Origin of the sequence: Bradyrhizobium sp. BR 10261 (genome assembly GCF_019455395.1) — a bacterium.
In the GTDB taxonomy this organism is placed as follows: domain Bacteria; phylum Pseudomonadota; class Alphaproteobacteria; order Rhizobiales; family Xanthobacteraceae; genus Bradyrhizobium; species Bradyrhizobium manausense.
Window position 1 is genome coordinate 137,387 of the sequence record NZ_JACOFQ010000010.1, and the last position, 19,784, is coordinate 157,170.

Consider the following 19,784-nt stretch of genomic DNA (forward strand, 5'->3'; position numbering starts at 1 on the left):
GCGCTCAATACCGCGCCCTCAGCGGTGCGTCGCCGAGGTGATAGTTCACGCCGAACCGCACCAGGCTGACATTGCGTTCGTTCACCTTGGCGTCCGGCAGGTCGGTCGAGGTGGCCGTCGTGAACGAAGGCACGAACAGGTATTCGGCCTTGGCTGACCAATTCGGCAGGAACGACCATTCCACGCCGCCGCCAACGACGCCGCTCCAAATGGCGTTCGGCTCGGAATTGGTCGGGTTGAACTTGTTCCAGGACTTCAATCCAGCAACCGCGACGCCGCCGGTGACGTATGGCATGACATCTCCGAGCGCCACGCCAACGCGGGCGCGGCCGGTGTGCAGCCACGTGATTTTCGTCCGACACGGAGTGCCGGCGCAGAAGCCATTCGATGTGTTGCCATCAATGTTCGCAGCGGAAAGGTCACCTTCGACGCCGACGACGAACGTGCCGAACTGCCACTCGTATCCGGCCGTGGCTCCCCCGATCCAGCCGGTCTGCCCGAAGTCGCCGGACGTGCCGATGAGCGGGAGAGTCGGATAATCGTGGTTTGCCGTTCCACGCCCCCCGCCGGCGACGACACCGACGTGAAATCCGGTCCACGGCGCCGCCGCGGTCGCAGCCGCGTAAGGCACCGCTGCGAGATCCGCGGCCGCAGCCTGGCCGGCGAGAACGCTCATCAGCGAAACGAGGGCAATTGCGTGCTTGATCATTGTTCGTATCCTCGTTTCGCTCAAGTGCCGGGAAGCTGGTAGCGCAGCTCAGTGAAGAACAGATGGGTGTGGGCCTCGCCGGGCGCGCCGATGGCCACGAACCAGGGCTCACGCCGCAGATAGGAGTATTGGGCGAGACCGGAGATGGCGCCGTATTGCGGATCGGCCCAGAAGGTGTGCTTGAGATCGACCGTCCACTGCTCGATCTGCTTGTTGGCGGTGTTCGGCGAGTTCGGACCGCCGAAGCCGGCGTATGCCGGGAACGCCGACGGGTTGGTGGTGTCGAGGGTGTAGTTGCGATCGAAATAGGCCTGGCCGTAATACGCCGACAGGATCGTCGGATCGAGAACGCGCCACTCGGCCCCGGCGAGGAAGCCGTGCGAACTGACCGTCGAGAGCGTGATATCGTGCGCACCGCCGGCAGCCCCGGTCGGCAACGCTACGACATCAGGACCGAGTGCGCCGAGATAGCGGCTGCCGCCATTGCCCCAGAACGCATTGCCGACAAGCGTGAACGTCCTGAAGAATTCGAGGTTCGCCCCGATCGTCGCCGCCCATCCGTTCGTATCATGCCAGCTCCAGCTCGACCCGATGAGCGAGGGGATATTCGTGGAGCGGAAATGCCGCCACATGCCGGCCGCCTCGACATGCAGCCGCGTGCCCGACCAGACGTCGCTGTCGTAGGCGGCCTTCGCGACCACATCGGGCGTCCGGTTCGGCGTGCCCGGGACGGCGCCGGTATCGAACTGCGACTGCAGCTGCGCATTGAACGCGAACGGATAGGTCACCTCACCCGCACCGACATATTGCTGCGGATTTTCGACGCCGGCACCGATGGTGAAGTTCGGCGTGGCGTGCCAGGCGAAATGCGCCGCCGCCTGGCGTGCCCAGGGCAGGCCGACCTGGAAACTCTGGTCGATATTGTTGGTCAGGAAGACGTCCGACGGATCGGGGCCCATGCCGTAGCGGTTCGGCGTCAGCCAGCTGTAGGTCTGGCCAAAGCTCGTCTCGAACTGGCCGGTCTTCACGTCGGCATAGGCAAGCCGCATCCGGAAGGTATGGCTGTTCGAATTGACGAAGACATTGGCAGGATCGTTGCCGTTGAAATCGCCCTCGAAATAACCGGTGAGATCGACGCCCCTGACATTGCCGCGCGCGCGCAGGCCGAACACCGAGTTCTGCGCCGACATGCGCGTCTCGGTCATGTTACCGCCGATTGTATTGTCGAACGGGATCGCGCCGAAATTGGTCGTGGTCGCGTTGCCCGTGTTGGTGTTGCGGCTGACGCCAGTGAACGCAATGTAGCCGACCGGCGCGATCTCGAACCCGCCGACCTCGAGCACAGCCGCCTTGCGCGGCATCGTCGCGGGACCGGCAGGCGCCGCGGCCGGAGGCGGCACGGGGGACGCCGGGGCTGGTCGGGCATCCGTGCTGGCCACGCTCTCCGGCCGCGACTTCGATTTGAGCGCCTGGATGTCGCCATCGGCGAGCACGCCCTTCTTGCGCAGGATCGCCAGCAGACGGTCGCTCTGCTGTGCAGGCGGGGCCGAGTTGACGGCGCGGACTTCGCCTTGTGAGATCACGCCCTTGCTGGCCAGCAGCGACAGAAGCGCCTCGTTGTCGCCGGCCATGGCCGACGTGACGCCGCACACCGCTGATGCCGCGACGGATGTCGTCGTGAGCAACACGTTGCGAAATCCGAGACCAATTCTCATTCCCACTCCTCCAGAAATCAGCTCCGCCGCACGCGTCGGGACTCAACGCCGACGCGGCTGCTTCGGCTCGTGCGAACACCTAAACGGCGGCTGCCGCGGCAGGCTCGGACTGGGATGAACTGGATTGGACCGGTGTGAACTCATCGGCATTTTGCCGACATTCGATGCATCGCGGCCACAGTCGGACCCTCGCGGTTGAAATGGTGCGAGAATCCGCTAACAAGGCGTCAGAGCCGTCGAACTGCCGAACGATGGATCGCGACCCACGCAGCATGACGTCTCCGACCCCGCCCTTCGTTCCCGTCCGCACTTCGACTGATGCGTTCCCAGCTCACCGGCGTCTTGCCATGTGGCGGGAGGTCTACGGCCGCAACATCGCCAATGTGGACATCGAGACGATCGACGACACGCCCTTTCATGCCAGCGTGACCTTCCAGGGATTGCCCGGCGTCGGGGTGGTCGCCGGCTCGCGCTCTCCGGCGCACTACCATGTCACCCGTCAGCATCTCTCCAGTGCGCGGGACGGCTTCGGATTATCGGTCTTGATGAGCGGAGCCGGAACGACCAAGCAGCTCGGCCGCGAGATCGTCGGCCGGCCCGGCTCCGCCTCGATCATCTCCGGGACCGATCCGTCGGTGAACACGATGCACAGCTTCGGCAGCTTCATCACCATCGTACTGCCCCGGCCGGCCGTTTCGGCTCTGGTGCGCGACCTCGACTCGACCTATGCGAGCCAGCTTCCCGCCGAGAACCGCGCGCTGCGGCTGCTGGTCCGCTACGTGCAGACCCTGCACGAGGACGGCCCGCTCCAGGCGCAGCTGGCCAAGGCTGCCGCGAGCCACATCGTCGATCTCGCCGCGCTCGCGATCGGCGCCAATGCCGATGCGGCGCATGAGGCAAGGCAGCGCGGGGTGGCCGCCGCGCGATTGCAGTCGATCAAGGCGGAGATCCGCCAGCGGCTCGGCTCAGGCGACCTCTCGGCCGCGACGATGGCCCTGCGACACGGGGTGACGCCGCGCTACGTGCACAAGCTGTTCGAACGCAACGGCACGACGTTTTCGGAATATTTGCTTGCGCGCCGGCTCGAGCGCGCATCGCAGATGCTGCGCGATCCTGCCTTTGCAGCCCACACGATCAGCGCAATCGCCTTCGAGTGCGGCTTCTCGGACATCTCCTATTTCAACCGGACCTTCCGCCGCGCCTATGGCGCGACGCCGTCCGACATCCGCGCGGCCACATTCCGGATTCGCTGAGAGCGCCCCCCTCACATCGCTTGGCCGCATGCGACAGTTCCCGGCGAAACGGTGCTGAAACATATGAGCTGCGCGTTTCCGGAGCGTTTCGGCCCGTCGCCGCGCGCAATCAAATATCTCATCGATCCGCATCGAATGTCGGTTCGGAAGCGAACCTGGCGCGGTCGTGCCGCGACCAAATCTCCGATTGTCATTTTCTCACGGAGATTTTGAAATGCGTATTCTCTCGACGATTGCCGTGACCGGCGCGATGATTGCGAGCACGGCCAGCGCATTTGCCGGCGAGCTCCCCTCCTACGAAGTGAAGTCGTTTCCGATCTCGGCGGTGCAAGTGCAGGTGCTCGGGGGCGCCGGTGTCGAGGAACAGTCGATCGCGCCCATGATGATCGTCGCCGGAATGCCCGCCTCGCCCGTACAGATGTCGGTCCTGACACCACGCGTGAAGCGGCTCGCCAGCACGACCTCCGACAGCGAGGCGCGCTAGAGCACGATCCGGAAAAGTGTGAAGCGGTTTTCCGAAAAGATCATGCTCAAACAAAGAGCTAACGCGCGAGACGATTCAACCCAATCTCATCGCGCTTTAGATCATCCGCAATTCGCAGCGCTCGCATCCCGTGCGGGCGCTGCAGGCATTTTCAGGTCATGCTGCCCGGCATGAAGCACCGCACACGCGGGTGGCCGTCGAGATAATGCTTCCACACCATGGTGCGGCCGATCTTGTTCGGCTCGGTGATCACGGCGCCATCGGGAACGACGACCCACTCGTCGTCGAGATGGACACGGTAGTGTCCCTTGTCGGACTCCCAGTCCACATCGGCGACGACATAGCCGTCGGCGTCCGAGCAGCACGGCCCATACTCGCTGCGCAGGCTCTCGAACCACGGCTTGAGCGGTGAGTTGACATAGCGGCCGTCATCGCGCGCGAGCGCCGATGTTGCCAGCAGCAGGAGCAGTCCCGGCACCATCGCCGCACACGATCTTGCAAGTCTCATATCGTCTTCTCGCGGATCGAATTGCACCACGAGGGACTGACAAGGCCGCTCACGCCTTTTGAACAGGCCCGAAACGACGACTCGTTCCCCCAGCGGCTTTGCCGACAGCTATGCAAATCCGGCGCCAGGGCGCATTCCGGGGAACTACTGGCGCAGTCGTAGGCGGCATTGGCCTTTCGACGAATGCGCTCGCCTGCAGAAATGGCAGTGCTGTGTGAGGCAGCGGCCGCAACGGCCGCGCGGCAGCCTACTTCTTCGCCGCCGGCGCCATCATCATCGCACCGCCCTTCTTGGTCGCGGACGGCGGTGTCTTTGCGGCGGCGGCTTGCGCGGGAAGATATTTGGCGATGATCGCGGGATCGACCTCGGCCAGGTTGGCATCAGGCAGGCGCTGCCAGGTCTCGTCCTTGCCGAACAGCGAAATGCCGAGGAAGCCACGCATGGTCAGCGTTTGCCCGTCCGGGCTGACAGTCATCTTGGCTTTCCAGATGTTGCCGTCACGCGGATTGACGACGTTGCCGCCCTCATATTTCAGCCCATCGCGCTTCATGTCGCGGATGAAGGAGAGCCCGAGCACCGGCTGATTCTTGCGATCGTCAGTGCATTTCGCGCAGACCTCGTTCGGATCATCGCCGGGACGGGGAAAGGTCTTGGCGATGACGCCTTCGAAAATGCCGTTGTGATCGATGAAGAGAAACCAGCCCACCGGCCTGCCGTCTTCGACCTTCTGCCAGAGCCCCGCTGCGGTCGGCTGCTGAGCCGGCACTTGCGCCGCAGCCGGCTTCGCCGCGCCTATCGACAGGGCGAGGGCGAGCGTCAGAAGCGAGAGCAGCCGAAAGCTCGAAAAAGGATTCCGCATCATCATCACCTTGCTAAGCCAAACACCTTGCTCGTCAAGACCGGATTGACCGCAGACTACGGCGATTTCGCGAACGATTCCAGCACCAGAACCATGGGACGCTACGCGCCCGACACCGGCGCCACTAATTGACACCAAGCTTCTTTTGCAGGCTGGAGGAGGAGGTCGTGTACTGGAACACGAGCCGCTTCTCCGGATAGACATAACGGTGGGCTTTTTGCGACATCAGTGCGCCTTCATGGAAGCCGCACAGGATCAGCTTGATCTTGCCGGGATAGGTGTTGATGTCGCCGATCGCGAAGATGCCTGACACGTTGGTCTCGAACGCACTGGTCTCGACCGGCACCAGATTATTCTCCAGCGCAATGCCCCAGTTCGCAACCGGACCGAGCTTCATGGTCAGTCCGAAGAACGGCAGCATGGTGTCGCACGCGATCTCGCTGACATTGTTGTCGTTGCCCTTGACCGTGGCGCCGGTCAGCTGGCCGTCAGCACCTGACAGCGCCGTGACCTGGCCGAGCCGCAAATCCATCTTGCCGGCGGCAACCAGCGCGCGCATCTGCTCGACGCTGTGGGGCGCAGCGCGAAAATCGTCGCGACGATGCAGCAGCGTGATGCGCTTCGCGAGCGGATGCAGATTGAGCGTCCAGTCGAGCGCGGAATCGCCGCCGCCGACGATCAGCACGTTCTTGTCGCGGAAGGTTTCCATCTTGCGCACGGCGTAGTGCACCGAGGTGCCTTCATAGGCTTCGATCCCCGGCACCGGCGGACGCTTGGGCTGGAACGAGCCGCCGCCGGCCGCGATCACCACCACCTTGCATTCGAACACCTTGCCGGTGTCGGTGGTGCAGCGAAACAAGGGATCGCCGATCTTCTCGACCTTCTCGACCATCTCGCCGAGATGGAAGGTCGGGTGGAACGGCTTGATCTGCTCCATCAGCGCGTCGGTGAGCCCCTGCCCCGAAACCTGCGGAATGCCGGGAATGTCGTAGATCGGTTTTTCCGGATAGAGCTCGGCGCACTGGCCGCCGACCTTGTCGAGGATGTCGACGAAATGCGCCTTCATGTCGAGAAGGCCAAGCTCGAAGGCGGCGAACAGACCGCAGGGGCCGGCGCCAATAATCAGCACATCGGTTTTGATCACGTCGCTCATGTCGTCTCTTTATCGGTCGTTATCGGTTGGACGGCGCCCGGCGGGCAGAGGTGACCCTGCCTGTCTAGCCAACGGGGATGGATCAGGGAAGGCATAAAAGCGGGAGCGCCCCGCAGGCACACCCACTTGCCGGGCCAAGATAACTGGGCTGTAACGAGGCTGGATTTGACGGAGATCAATCGGTGAACGCACCAAGCCGCCTCGATACGGCGCCGCGCCTGGAAGACTTCCCTTTTCGCCTCAGCGACAATGTCCGCTTCGGCGATCTCGACCCGAACCAGCACGTCAACAACGCGGTCTATGCCACCTATTTCGAGACCGGCCGCGTCACCTTGATGAAGCTTCCCGAATACGGGCTGACCCCGCCGGGCTTCGCCTGGATCATGGTGCGGCTGGACATGCATTTTCGCGCCGAACTGCACTGGCCGGGCACGATCGAGCTCGGCCTCGGCGTGGTCAAGCTGGGACGCACGTCAGTGACCTTCGAGCAGGTCGTGTTCTCGAATGGAACGTGCATCGCATCGGCGACATCGGTCGGCGTCCTGCTCGACGAGGCGACGCGGCGGCCGGCGCCGCTGACTGCGGAGGTGGTCGAGAAATTCAAGCCCTGGCACAAGCGCGGCATCGAAGTCGCGCCGCCGGCCGCTTAGCGCATGATCCGGACCCGCAGGGCCGCGTTAGCGCTAAGTGCGTAGCGGTTTTCCGGAAAGATCATGCGCTCTTAAAGAGGAAGATCAGGCCTGACGTTCCGGCGTCGACACCACGAGCCCGTCGAGTTCGTCGGAGACCTTGATCTGGCACGACAGGCGCGAGTTCGGGCGTACGTCGAAGCCGAAGTCGAGCATGTCCTCTTCCATCGGCGTCGGGCTGCCGACCTTCTCGCGCCAGGCTTCATCGACATAGACATGGCACGTCGCGCAGGCGCACGCGCCGCCGCACTCGGCTTCGATGCCGGGAATGCTGTTGCGGATGGCGGCTTCCATCACGGTCGCGCCGTTCTCAATTTCCACCGTGCGGGTTTCGCCCTTGTGGTCGACAAAGTGAATTTTGGCCATGTGTTCTCGTGCTGCCGCGATCTGGGGGAAAAAGGAGGTCTGGGCTGTCCTATAACGGGTCGCTTAGGGCCGCGCCATAGCGTTTTCAAGCGAAGTGGCCGCCTGTTCGCCGGAGAGAAAGCGCGCCGAAACAAAACACTGCGGTGCGCAGACCACGGCCCTTTGGAGACCCCGGCTTCAGTGCTTGAGGATCGTCGCGATCGCGGCACGAACCTCGGCCACCGCCTCTTTCAGGGCAGCAAAGGCCCTCGGCGGGTTGTCGCCGGTCCTGATCGCCGTCTCGAGGCCGGCCGCCGCGTCGGCGACCGCGAACGCGCCGATCCCGCGTGCCGAGCCTTTGAGCTTGTGTGCCAGCGCGCCCGTCTCGGCCGGCAGCGCGGCCATGGCCGCGATCAGGCGGACCGCTTGCTCGGCAAACATCGCCAGCACCTCTTGCTCGAGCTCGGCATCGCCCAGCGTCATGCGCGAGAGGTGGTCGAGGTCGAGCGGGCTGTCGATGGGCGCCAGGGGGGGCGAGGGCATCCAGTCCATCCGTTGCAGTTCAGGCGTCATGGCGCAGGCCCCGGCATCGCGCGATGGTCCGCCGGTCCGGCGGTTCTCGCAACCGAAGCACGGAAATGGTTAACGAAGTGTTTGGGTCGTTTTACGCAAATCCGCCCGTTTCTTGACGAAAAGTTGCCGCATTCGGCCGAGTCCAGTGGAGAAATTCATTTAGGCCTAAGGTGTTACGGCCCATTCCTGTTAACGATGATTAAGAATGTCTTAATCGCGGGCATTTCATTCGCGACGCTCTGCCAATAGGATGTTGCGGAAATTGGCGGACAAGCCGTCCGGGTGGGGACGGCTCGGAGATCCGCGCAAGCGACATGATCCGGTCTGTGGGCTTGCGCCGCGCGCAGGGCTCGCGGGGGACGCGTACAAGTAAGTAACGAGGGCTCGGACTGAACATGGCCAATACTCCCAAAAAGGTCAAAGACCCCACAGAAGTTGCGCTTTCTGCGATCCAGGAAGCCCTCAACATCAGCGACACGGCTGCCGACACCAGCCGGAACGCATCGATGCGCAACGAAGCGGTCCCGCCGGTCGCACCGCCCGCGCCGCCTGTGTTCGACGATCCGGCCTTCGAGCCGCGGCCTGCCGCCAATGAGCGCGCCGTATTCGATTCCATCGAGGAACCGCGGACCTCGCGCCGGGCCGCCAATGATGACCGCGAGACCATCGGCCAGCTGCTCCAGTCGCTGCAGACGGGCCGCCCTGCCCGCAACATCTACACCGGCGCCACCATCTTCACCGTGGTCTGGCTTGCGGCCTGCGCCGCGCTGACGGTCGGCTTCCTGCCCTCGATTCGGGCCGCCTTGGGCGAGAGCGGCGGCGTGCTGGCGATCGCCGGCCTCGCCACCATGTTCTTCGCGCCAATCATGCTGTTCTATTTCCTCGCGAGCCTGGTCTGGCGCGGCCAGCAGATGAGCCAGGTCGCGCAAGCGATGGCGCAGGTCGCGATCCGCTTCTCCGAGCCGGAAGGCTCGGCGTCCGACTCCATGGTCACCGTCGGTCAGGCCATCCGCCGCGAGGTCGCGGCGATGGGCGACGGCATCGAGCGCGCCATCGCGCGTGCCGGCGAACTCGAGACCCTGGTCGCCAACGAGGTCGCCGCACTCGAGCGCGCCTATTCCGACAACGAGGTGCGCATCCGCGCCCTGCTGCAGGACATCGCCCACCAGCGTGACAACCTGGTCGGCCAGGCCGAGCAGGTCCGCAGCGCCATTTCCGGCGTGCAGATCGACCTCCGCCACGACATCGCGCTGATCTCGGATGCAATCGCTTCGCGCGTCGACGAGGTTGCCAAATCCATCACCGGCGCGCTGGAGGAGCGCGGCGCCCATATCACCAGCGCGCTGAGCCATGCCGGCGACAACATGATCCTGGCGCTCGGCGAGCGCGGCGGCGACCTGCTCGACCGCCTCGAGGAGGCCAGCGCCGAGACCACGCGCGCGGTGCTCGACGCCAGCGAGCGGCTGACCACCAGCCTCAACTTCAAGACCGGCCACGTTCACGACGAGTTCGTCGACCTCGCCGACCGCGTCCATGAGATGCTGAACGAGCGTATCGACCGCATCACCGGCGAGTTCGAGCAGCGTTCCGCCGCGATCGTCGACGGCATCTCCGAGCGCACCGAGCAGGTGCACGACAGCCTCAAGAACTCGTCGGACTCGCTGCTGCTCGAGCTCGAGCTGCGCTCCAACGATCTTTCCGCCAAGATCGACGACGCCGGCAACCGCCTCGCCGGCGAGATCATGACCTCCGGCGACAAGGCGAGCGAAGCGCTCGAGGCCACGGTCAACACCCTCGTCGCCAAGGTCGTCAGCCAGACCGAGACCGCGCACGATTCCCTGTCGCTGCAGATGAGCGCGTTCGACGAGCTGGTGAAGAACCAGGGTACCGAGCTGGTCGAGAGGTTCGCCCGCGATTCCGGTACGCTGGGCGCCCTGATCACCCGCCACATCTCCGAGTTCGACCGCACCGTGAAGACCTTCGGCGGCGAGATCGTCGAGCGCATGGGCCAGCGCACGCAGGACATTCATGACTCACTGAAGACCTATGTCGAGAATTTCGACAGCCGCTTCACCGCCAACGGCGGCGAGATCACGGCCATTCTCGACCAGCGCCTGGTGCAGTTCGAGACCACGATCGGCGAGCGCGTGTCCATTCTCGACGCCTCGCTGAACGGCAAGATCACCAGCCTCGACGGCACGATCGAAGGCCACATCAAGACCTTCGACGAACAGCTCGGCGGCCGCGTCGGCGCGCTCGAGCAGTCGTTCGATGCCCGTGCGAAGTCCGTCACCGAGACCATCGATGGCCGTCTCAACGCGCTGTCCACGACGCTGACCGACGGTGCGACGCAGGCGATCCAGTCGATCGATGCGCGATTGACCAACCTCACGACGACGCTCACCGGCGGCGCGGCGCAGGCGCTCGAATCCATCGACTCGCGCCTGATCAACCTCACGACGACGCTGACCGACGGCGCATCGCAAACCATCCAGACAATCGACAGCCGCCTGACCCATCTCACCACGACGCTCACCGGCGGCGCGTCGCAGGCCCTCGAGACCATCGACACCCGCCTCACCTATCTGAACACCGCCCTGACAAACGGCGCCTCGCAGGCCCTGCAGTCCATCGATGTGCGCCTCGGCCTCCTGACATCCACGCTCACCGACGGCACCGCACAGGCGATCGAGGCGGTCGATCGCCGCATCACCAGCGTTGCCGACCTCATCGACGGCCGCAGCATGCATCTGACCGATACGGTCACGGCGCGCTTCCAGGACATCCAACAGGCGATCGAGACCAAGGTCGGTTCGGTCGCGAGCGACATCGACGTCCGCGTGGCGCAGTTCGAGGATCTGCTCGGCTCGCGTGTCGAGGCCGTCGCCGGCCGCATCGAGAGCAGCGGCCGCCAGGCCAGCGAGGACATGATGTCCCGCGCCGAGATGATCTCGACCGCGATCCGCTCGCATGTCGAGGACGCCGAGCGCTCGCTCACCAACCTCGTGGTCAACACCAGCGAGACGATCCAGACCGGCGCGCGCACCGCTCAGCAGTCGCTGATGACGGTCTCCTCCGACGTCAACGCCCAGCTCAAGATGACCTCGGCCGAGGTCGAGCGCGCGCTGACTGCGGTCGGCACCGGTGCTGCGAACTCGATCCTGACCAGCGCCCGCGAAGCGCAATCGTCGCTGGTTGCAGCCTCGGGCGATGCCTCCAACCAGATCAAGGGCCTCGCGGCCGACGTCGAGCGCACGCTGTCGGCAGCCGGTTCGGCCACCGCGGCCTCGATCCTGGCCGGCGCCCGCGAGGTGCAGACCACGCTCGTCACGGCGTCCTCGGACGCGGCCAACCACGTCAAGACGCTCACCGCCGAGGTGCAGCGCTCGCTCTCGATGGCCGGCACCTCGACGGCGGAATCGATCACCGCGGGTGCCCGCGATGCGCAGAGCACGCTGATCGCGGCCTCGACCGAGACCGCCAACCAGATCAAGGCACTGTCCTCCGACGTGCAGCGTTCGCTCTCGATGGCGGGGACCGCGACGGCCGAGAGCATCGTGAGCGGCGCGCGCGAGGCCCAGAGCACCCTGGTCAACGCGTCGTCGGATGCGGCGAGCCAGGTCAAGTCGCTCGCGGCCGAAGTGCATCGTTCGCTGTCGCAGGTCGGCCAGACCACCGCCGAAACGATCACGGCCAGCGCCCGCGACGCCCAGAGCACCCTGCTTTCCGTTTCGGCCGAACAGACCAGCCAGGTCCGCTCGCTCGCCGCCGAGATGCAGCGCGCGCTGGCAACCGCGGGCGGCGCCACCATCGAGGCGCTCACCAGCGGCGTGCGCGAGGCCCAGGGCACGCTGATCTCGGCCTCGACCGACGCCGCGACCCAGATCAAGTCGCTGACGACGGATATCGAGCGCACGCTGACCGCGGTCGGCGCCGACACCGCCTCGACCATCCTGAGCAGCGCACGTGAGGCCCAGATCTCGCTGACTTCGACCTCGGCGGACGCCGCAAGCCAGATCCGCACGATCTCGACCGAGATCGAGCGCGCGCTCAGCACGGCCACGGCGAACGCGACCAACGACATCCAGACCAGCGCGCTCAATGCCCAGAACGCGCTGATCTCCGCCTCCAACGAGGCGAGCTCGCGGGTCAAGTCGAGCTCGGCCGACGTCGAGCGTTCGGTGCTCGCCGCCAGCTCGAGCTTCGGCCAGGCCATGACCGGCAAGACCGACGAGATCGTCACCTATGTGCAGCAGCAGGCCGACCGCCTCTCCAACATGATCGACGCCAAGCGCGGCTCGCTCGTGGACGCGATCGGCTCGAAGACCAGCCAGCTCACGCTCGACATCGACCGCGTCACCTCCGACGCGTTGAAGTCGATCGAGACGCGCGGCCAGGCCTTCTCGCAGAGCATGATGGGCAACGGCAACGAAGTCGCCCGCACCATCAACGCGGCGAGCGAGATCGCGACCAGCGCCGTCGGCAAGTCGCTCAAGGACCTCGAAACGGCCTCGCGCGCGGCGATCGACCAGTCGCGCCAGGTCTCCATCGCTGCGGTCACCGAGATGCAGGAGACCAGCAAGATCCTGCGCACCGACACGGTCGCCCTGTTCGAGCGCCTGCGCGAAGGCAACATCCTGCTCCAGGAGGTGCTGACCGGTGCGCACGACAACCTCAACTCGCTGGAGCGGGCGCTGGTGACACGCGTCGCCGACTTCGTCTCGGCCATGAACGACGTCACCTCGCGCAACGGCGCGGCGACGCAGAACCTGGAAGACCAGCTCAACGTCTTCAATACGAAGACCACCCGGGCGCTGCAGGATCTCGGCGAGCTGTCGACCCAGTTCGACAAGCACGGCCAGGCACTGGTCGAGGCCGCACAGGTCGTCGAGCAGAGCAACAAGAACACCACCGCCTCGCTTGCCGAACGCAAGGCGGCGCTGGAATCGCTCGTCACCACCATCGACCTGCGCACCGCCGATCTCGACCAGCGCCTGTCGCGCTTCACCGGGCTGCTCGATGAGTCGCTCGCTGCGGCCGAAGAGCGTGCCCGCGACATCGCGCGCGTGGTCGCCGAGACCGCCGGCGCAGGCTCGGCCGCGATCACCCGCCAGTTCGAGGCGGTGCGCGCGGCGTCCGAAGAGGAGCATCGCCAGACCATCGAGGCCATGCACGACATCTACCGCCAGACCACCGACGAGGCGGATGCGATGTTCAAGCAGTCGACCGAGAAGTTCGGCAACCTGGTCGCCAGCATGAAGCAGATGGCGTTCGAGATGCACAACGAGCTCGAAGCCACCCGCAACGAGCTGCGCCGCGGCGTGCTCGAGATGCCGCAGGAGGCCGCCGAGAGCACCGCGCAGATGCGCAAGGTGATCGTCGACCAGATCGAGGCGCTCGCCGAGCTCAACCGCATCGTGGCCCAGCACGGCCGCGGCCTCGACGTCACCACGGCGGGCCGCGCCTCCGTCGCCGTCCAGCGCCAGGACGAGCCGGTGATGGCAAGCGTGGGCGGTCGTGGCACCGAGACCCGCATGCGCGACACCGGCAGCGCCTCGACGCTGCCGCCGCCGGACCTCGGCCTGCCCGCCTCCTCGCGTCGCACCGAGGCTCCGCCGGTCGCCCCTGGTGGCAACGACCAGGGCCGCGACGGCTGGCTGTCGGATCTCTTGAACCGCACGGACGCGGGCCAGGCGGCTCCGACCGGCCGTGAGGCACCGCGCGGCCGCCAGGCTGCCCCCGCTCCGCAGCCGCAGGCCCCGCAGGCGAGCAGCAATCCGCTGGAATCGCTGTCGCTCGACATCGGCCGGCTGATGGACCGCAACCTCGCCGCCGAGATGTGGGACCGCTACCAGCGCGGCGAGAACAAGGCCTTCACCAAGCGCCTGTACACGCCCGCCGGCCAGAAGGCCTTCGACGAGGTCGCCCGCAAATATCGCGCCGACCGCAACTTCAAGGGCACGGTCGACCGCTACATCGGCGAGTTCGAACGCCTGCTCGACGAAGTCGCCCGCGACGGCCGCGGCCCGCAGGAGCTGCGCAGCCACCTGACCTCGGAGACGGGCCTGGTCTACACCCTGCTCGCACATGCGGCGGGGCGGTTGGGATAAGCCGCGGATAGCAACGACAACAAAACGGAGGCCTCACGGCCTCCGTTTTTGTTTGGGCGAAACTTCGTAGCCCGCATGGAGCGCAGCGACATGCGGGACGGCCCCGGATTACGCTTTCGCTCCGTCCGGGCTACGGGCGTCTCGCCACATCGTCATTGCGAGGAGCTCTTGCGACGAAGCAATCCAGACTGCCTCCTCGGAAACAGCCTGGATTGCTTCGCTTGGCTCGCAATGACGGAGGAGAGAGCCGCCTACTGCCGCTTGCGCTCGTTCGCCGGCGCCGGCTTCGGCGGCTCGGCCGGCGGCGGCGCCGCGGCTGGTGCGCTGTTGCTGGCACCGAACAGCACGCGGGTCGGGTTGCGATCGAAATTATTCACGGCGCGACTGATGTCGCCGAGCGTGCGGCGACCATCGGTCATCAGCGCACCGGAGCGCTTGTCGAAATCCTCGGCGAGTTCGCGGATCGACTTCACCGTCAGGAACAGCTCGCCGCCATCCTTGCCGCCGGCAAGCGTATTGAGGCCGAGCATGAGGTTGTCGGCCTTCAGCATGACGCCGTCGACCTTGGCCATTACGCCATCGATCTTCTCGGAATTGCGCGCGAGCGAATTGGTGAAGGTCTCGAGATTCTTCAGCGAGTTCTTCACCGACTCCTGATTGTCGGCGACGATCTTGTTGATGTTCTGCAGCGTGCCGCGGATCGCCTCGGTGACGTCCTGGAGCTTGTTCGGATCCGCCGTCAGCGTCGGGATGCCGTCCTCGTCGAGCGGCGGCGGCGGCGCGGCCTCCTCGCCGCCCTTGAGCGAGATCGCGGCGACGCCGGTCAGGCCCTGGAATTCGAGGCCGACCAGGGTGTCCTTGCGCAGCGGCGTGTTGTTCTCGATCATGGCGAGTGCGACAACCCGCCGCGGATTGTCGAGCTTCACCGAGACCACCTCGCCGACCCGGATACCGTTGAAATTGACGCTGCCGCCGTTGCGCAGGCCTGCCGCGGGGCCCTCGAACACGACGCGGAAGGGGCTGCGCTGCTTGGTGGTGTGCAGCGACTGGAACCAGAGCACGAAGCCGATCGCAGCCGCGATCACTGCCAGCGTGAAAGATCCGATCAATACGTAGTTTGCCCGCGTTTCCATCAAGTGCTCCGGCTACTCAACTCATCACTGCGCGGGCGCGCTTGCCATGGAAATATTGCCTCAGCCAGGGATGCTGCGAGGCCTGCATGTCGGCAATCGACCCTGCCGCAATGATCTTACCGTTCCCTAAAACGGCGATGCGGTCGCAAGCTGTGTAAAGGCTGTCGAGGTCGTGGGTTACCATGAAAACGGTCAGCCCCAAAGTCCGCTGCAGCGTCCTGACCAGCTCGTCGAAGTCGCCGGCGCCGATCGGATCGAGACCCGAGGTCGGCTCGTCGAGGAAGACGAGATCAGGGTCGAGCGACAATGCGCGGGCGAGCGCGACGCGCTTGATCATGCCGCCTGACAGTTCCGAGGGAAAGCGCTCGGCCACCTCGGGCTTGAGGCCGACCATGGCGAGCTTGGCCATGGTGATCTCGTCCATCAGCCGCTGCGAGACGCGCAAGTACTCGCGCATCGGGAACTGGATGTTCTGCCGCACGGTGAGCGAGGAGAACAGCGCGCCCTGCTGGAACAGCACGCCCCAGCGCCGCTCGACATTGCGGCGCTGCGAGCTGTTGGAGGAATCGAGGTCGACGCCGAACACTTCGATGGAGCCCGCGATCTTCGGCACGAGGCCAATGATGGTCCGTGTCAGCACCGACTTGCCCGCGCCTGAAGGGCCGACAAAGCCGAGAATCTCGCCGCGCTTGACGTCGAGGTTGAGCCCGTCGAGCACGCGTGTGCTGCCGAACTGCACGGTGATGTCGCGGACGCGGATGATGGGGTTTTGAATCGCGCTTTGCGTCTCTTGCGCCATCGTCACATCCCGATCGAGGCGAAGAAGATGGCGAACACGCCGTCCATCACGATGACGAAGAAGATGCCCTTCACCACCGAGGCTGTGGTGTGCTGTCCGAGCGATTCCGCGCTGCCCTGCACCGCGAGGCCCTCGACGCAGGCGACGATGCCGATCACCGCGGCCATCACGGGCGCCTTGACGATGCCGACGATGAAATGATCGATCGAGATGGCATCGCGCAGGCGCAGCAGAAACGCTTCGGGATCGACGCCGCCATAGAGCCAGGCGACGAGGCCGCCGCCGTAGAGGGCAGCCATGGCGCCGAGGAAGGCGAGGATCGGCAGCGCCAGCACCAAGGCCAGCATGCGCGGCAGCACCAGCACCTCGATCGGGTCGAAGCCCATGGTGCGCAGCGCGTCGATCTCCTCGCGCATCTTCATCGAGCCGAGCTCGGCGGTGTAGGCGCTGCCCGAGCGGCCCGCGACCATGATCGCGACCAGCAGCACGCCGATCTCGCGCAGCACCAGGACGCCGAGCATGTCGACGACGAAGATGTCGGCGCCGAAGCGGCGGAAATGGAAGATGCCTTGCTGGGCGATGATGCAGCCGATCAGGAAGGTGATCAGCACGATGATCGGCACCGCGCGCCAGCAGACCTGCTCCATGTGGTGCACGGTCGAGGTCAGGCGGAACGAGCGGGGATGGATCAGCACATGCACGCCCGCCGCGAGCACGGCGCCCAGCATGTCGATCAGGCCGGCAAAGGTGCCGCCGACACCGGCCACGGCGCGGCCGATCTGCTCCAGCATGCCGGTGACGGTGATCGCCGACGTCTCGACCACGGGGGTCGCGCGGACCCGGCGCACCTCGTCGACGAGGCTCGAATAGTTGGCGGAGAGCCCCGCGATCTGCGCCTCGACGGCGCCTTTCGTCAGGCTGCGGCGGAGCCGCTCGATGAGCCAGGCCCCGAAGGTGTCGAGCTTGGCGACCTCGGAGACGTCGATGAAGATGTTCTGGGGGCTGCCGGCCAGCTTCTCGGCATCGGCGACCATCCGCTCCAGGGCCGGCGCAAAGCTCGCGGTCCAGGTCCCAGTGGCGCAGAGGGCCAGCGCATTGCCTTTGGCAATCCGTTCCAGCTTCGGATCGCCGCTCAAGGTGTCCGCTCCCATACGACGAGGGCGGAGGAAATCAGATTGTTGCGCACGCGCCCGTACCCGGAAAAGGGTATCCCCATTTGGTTAATATTAGTTGCTAGAGGTAACCAGCAGGTTCAGATTTCGCCAGAGTTCAAAATGACTTCCAGCAAAGTTCCTGCCCTTGCCGCGCGAATCGAGCGGTTTCCGATCGCCGGCAGTTTCACCATCAGCCGGGGCGCCAAGACGGAGGCGGTGACCGTTGTGGCCGAAGTGAGCCGGAACGGCCTCGTCGGCCGCGGCGAATGCGTCCCCTATCCTCGCTATGGCGAGACCCCGGAGGCAGCCCTTGCGGCCATCGAGGCCATGCGGGCCGCCGTGGCGGGCGGGCTGACGCGGCAGGCCCTCCAGGCCGCGATGCCGCCGGGCGCTGCCCGCAACGCCCTGGATTGCGCCCTGATCGACCTGGAGTCCAAGGCGGCCGGCCAGCGCGCCTGGAACCTGCTGGACCGCCCGGAGCCGGGGATGCGCACCACCGCCTATACCATCTCATTGGGCACGCCCGAGGCCATGGCGGCGGCGACCGCCAAGGCGGCGAACCGGCCGCTATTGAAGATCAAGCTCGGCGGCGACGGCGATGGGATGCGGATCGCGGCGGTGCGCAAGGCCGCTCCCGAATCCGAGCTGATCGTCGATGCCAACGAATCCTGGACCGAGGCCAATCTGGAGGCCAACCTCGCCGCCTGTGCCGCCGTCGGCGTCACCCTGGTGGAGCAGCCGCTGCCGGCGGGCAAGGACGAGGCGCTGGCGCGGATCAAGCGGCCGCTCGCGGTCTGCGCCGACGAGAGCGTGCATGACCGCAGCTCGCTGGCACCGCTCCGCGCGCGCTACGACGCGGTGAACATCAAGCTCGACAAGACCGGCGGCCTCACCGAAGCGCTCGCCATGGCCGATGCGGCGCAGGCACTCGGCTTCGAGATCATGATCGGCTGCATGGTCGCGACCTCGCTGTCGATGGCGCCTGCCATGCTGCTGACGCCGCAAGCGCGCTTCGTCGATCTCGATGGTCCCTTGCTGCTCGCCCGCGACCGCGATCATGGGCTTCGTTACGACGGCAGCCTGGTCTATCCGCCTGATGCCGCATTGTGGGGCTGATCCTTCAGCCGATGCCGCGCCGACCAGATCAGAAGCGCACCGGCCGCGGCCATCCCCGCCATCACGTAGTACAGCCCCTCGCCATAGCGTGCATAGATCGCGCCTGAGATGATCGACGTCGCCGAGCTCAACAACCCGGTGGTCGCCGCGTAGTATCCCTGTGCTCGCGCCATTTGACGGGGCGGCACGTGATGCACCAGGAGAGTCATCACGCCAACCTGGGTCAGGCCGAAGCTCAGGCCATGTCCGAGCTGCGCGATCGCGAGCAGGCCGATCGGCGGCTCATGCGCGGTGATCGACCAGCGCATCACCGCACTCAAGCCTCCGATCACCACCAGCAGCGCGGGATGCAACGAAAAACGCGGCGACACCGCGAAGACGACGATCTCGGCACACACGCCGAGCGCCCACAGCCCAGCGATGGTCAATCCGCCAAGACCATGGCTCTGCCAGTTGATCGAGGCGAAGGTGTAATAGGCGACGTGACTGGATTGGATCAGCGCGGACGAGACGATGATGGCGAGGAAGCCGGCGTCGCGCAGCAGAGGCCTGCCGCCCTCCGCCACCCCGGACGTTCGCGGCACCTCCTCCAGCGGCTGCAGCAAAAGCCCTGTCAAGGCCGAGATCGTCGCCATCGCGACAATGATCCAGATCAGCTGGCGCGCCGCGATCAATTCGATCAACAGTCCGCAGGCGAGCGCACCGAGGATGAACGCGACCGATCCCCAGAGTCGCACGGGTCCGTAGTCGAATTTGTAGCGGGCGACGCCGCGCAAGGCGTAGGCATCGGTGAGCGGCGTCAGCGGAGTCCAGCAGCAACAGGTCACGATGTAGAGCACGAGCACCGGCAAGGGCTGCTGCTGGGTGCCGACCAGCATAAAGAGAAGCGCGGTGGCCGACGCCGTCAGGATCATCGCGCCGCGCAATGCGCGGCGCCGTTCGGCAAGACCGGTCACGACAGGCAGCGTCGTGAAGCGTGTGACGGCGGGGACGGCGCTGATGATTCCGATCCAGCCCGGCTCGATGCCGAGGGCCGTCAACCACACCGTGAAGAACGGCAGATGGGTGCCCAGGACACCGTAGGACGTGCCGTAGAACAGCGCGAGACTCACGGCGAATCGCCGCTTGACCGCCGCTGGCGTGGGGATTTGTGATTCGCTCTGCATCAAACCAATTGCGATTCG

16 protein-coding genes are annotated in these 19,784 nt (G+C 65.6%); 5 read left to right on the top strand and 11 right to left on the bottom strand.

Translation table 11 applies throughout. The features are described 5' to 3' along the window. Positions 1-4 precede the first annotated feature (4 nt). Together HYH07_RS14060 and HYH07_RS14065 are read right to left on the bottom strand one after the other, a co-directional pair. Positions 5-709, bottom strand: a complete 705-nt coding sequence (locus HYH07_RS14060; protein ID WP_220003047.1) for an outer membrane protein — start codon at positions 707-709, stop codon at positions 5-7. A gap of 20 nt (positions 710-729) precedes the next feature. Next, entirely contained in the window at positions 730-2,424 is a 1,695-nt protein-coding gene (locus HYH07_RS14065; RefSeq protein WP_220003048.1) for a hypothetical protein, read from the bottom strand. 347 nt (positions 2,425-2,771) lie between these two features. Between HYH07_RS14065 and HYH07_RS14070 the strand changes: the two genes are divergently transcribed. Next, positions 2,772-3,677, top strand: a complete 906-nt coding sequence (locus HYH07_RS14070) for an AraC family transcriptional regulator (protein ID WP_220003049.1) — start codon at positions 2,772-2,774, stop codon at positions 3,675-3,677. Positions 3,678-3,891: 214 nt separating this feature from the next. Continuing rightward, a complete protein-coding gene (locus HYH07_RS14075; RefSeq protein WP_220003050.1) occupies positions 3,892-4,161 on the top strand; it encodes a hypothetical protein in 270 nt (89 codons plus the stop codon). 151 nt (positions 4,162-4,312) lie between these two features. Here the strand turns inward: HYH07_RS14075 and HYH07_RS14080 are convergent, their stop codons facing one another. The 3 genes from HYH07_RS14080 to HYH07_RS14090 form a co-directional block, all read right to left on the bottom strand. Beyond that, on the bottom strand, positions 4,313-4,669 hold the full coding sequence (locus HYH07_RS14080; protein WP_220003051.1) for a hypothetical protein: 357 nt from the start codon (positions 4,667-4,669) through the stop codon (positions 4,313-4,315). A gap of 247 nt (positions 4,670-4,916) precedes the next feature. Continuing rightward, on the bottom strand, positions 4,917-5,528 hold the full coding sequence (locus HYH07_RS14085) for a DUF2147 domain-containing protein (RefSeq protein WP_220003052.1): 612 nt from the start codon (positions 5,526-5,528) through the stop codon (positions 4,917-4,919). Positions 5,529-5,652: 124 nt separating this feature from the next. Beyond that, positions 5,653-6,681, bottom strand: a complete 1,029-nt coding sequence (locus tag HYH07_RS14090) for an NAD(P)/FAD-dependent oxidoreductase (RefSeq protein ID WP_220003053.1) — start codon at positions 6,679-6,681, stop codon at positions 5,653-5,655. A 182-nt stretch (positions 6,682-6,863) separates the two neighbouring features. Between HYH07_RS14090 and HYH07_RS14095 the strand changes: the two genes are divergently transcribed. Continuing rightward, positions 6,864-7,331, top strand: coding sequence for a thioesterase family protein (locus tag HYH07_RS14095; protein WP_220003054.1), 468 nt, complete (start codon positions 6,864-6,866; stop codon positions 7,329-7,331). Between the two features lie 84 nt (positions 7,332-7,415). On the opposite strand, the gene HYH07_RS14100 is transcribed toward HYH07_RS14095, so the two are convergent. Both HYH07_RS14100 and HYH07_RS14105 read right to left on the bottom strand, forming a co-directional pair. Next, complete coding sequence (locus HYH07_RS14100; protein WP_011088626.1) at positions 7,416-7,736, bottom strand: 2Fe-2S iron-sulfur cluster-binding protein; 321 nt, start codon at positions 7,734-7,736, stop codon at positions 7,416-7,418. A gap of 177 nt (positions 7,737-7,913) precedes the next feature. Then, the gene (locus HYH07_RS14105; RefSeq protein ID WP_220003055.1) at positions 7,914-8,288 is read right to left on the bottom strand and encodes an Hpt domain-containing protein; all 375 of its coding nucleotides are present in this window, start codon (positions 8,286-8,288) and stop codon (positions 7,914-7,916) included. A gap of 395 nt (positions 8,289-8,683) precedes the next feature. Here HYH07_RS14105 and HYH07_RS14110 point away from each other — a divergent pair, with 395 nt between their 5' ends. Then, positions 8,684-14,398, top strand: a complete 5,715-nt coding sequence (locus HYH07_RS14110; protein ID WP_220003056.1) for an apolipoprotein A1/A4/E family protein — start codon at positions 8,684-8,686, stop codon at positions 14,396-14,398. A 251-nt stretch (positions 14,399-14,649) separates the two neighbouring features. Here HYH07_RS14110 and HYH07_RS14115 read toward each other — a convergent pair whose 3' ends face one another. From HYH07_RS14115 to HYH07_RS14125, 3 genes are read right to left on the bottom strand one after another with little or no spacing between them, the layout of a single operon-like run. Next, positions 14,650-15,531 carry an MlaD family protein gene (locus HYH07_RS14115; protein ID WP_057749055.1) on the bottom strand — a complete coding sequence of 294 codons (882 nt, stop codon included), beginning with the start codon at positions 15,529-15,531 and terminating at the stop codon, positions 14,650-14,652. Between the two features lie 16 nt (positions 15,532-15,547). After that, positions 15,548-16,330, bottom strand: a complete 783-nt coding sequence (locus tag HYH07_RS14120; RefSeq protein ID WP_220003057.1) for an ABC transporter ATP-binding protein — start codon at positions 16,328-16,330, stop codon at positions 15,548-15,550. 2 nt (positions 16,331-16,332) lie between these two features. Beyond that, entirely contained in the window at positions 16,333-17,466 is a 1,134-nt protein-coding gene (locus tag HYH07_RS14125) for an ABC transporter permease (protein WP_220003058.1), read from the bottom strand. Between the two features lie 138 nt (positions 17,467-17,604). On the opposite strand from HYH07_RS14125, the gene dgcA reads away from it, so the two are divergent. Next, a complete protein-coding gene (gene dgcA, locus HYH07_RS14130; protein WP_220003059.1) occupies positions 17,605-18,600 on the top strand; it encodes an N-acetyl-D-Glu racemase DgcA in 996 nt (331 codons plus the stop codon). Here dgcA and HYH07_RS14135 read toward each other — a convergent pair. Further along, a complete protein-coding gene (locus tag HYH07_RS14135; RefSeq protein WP_220003060.1) occupies positions 18,570-19,766 on the bottom strand; it encodes an MFS transporter in 1,197 nt (398 codons plus the stop codon). The two genes, dgcA and HYH07_RS14135, sit on opposite strands and share 31 nt — an antisense overlap. Between the last annotated feature and the right edge of the window lie 18 nt (positions 19,767-19,784).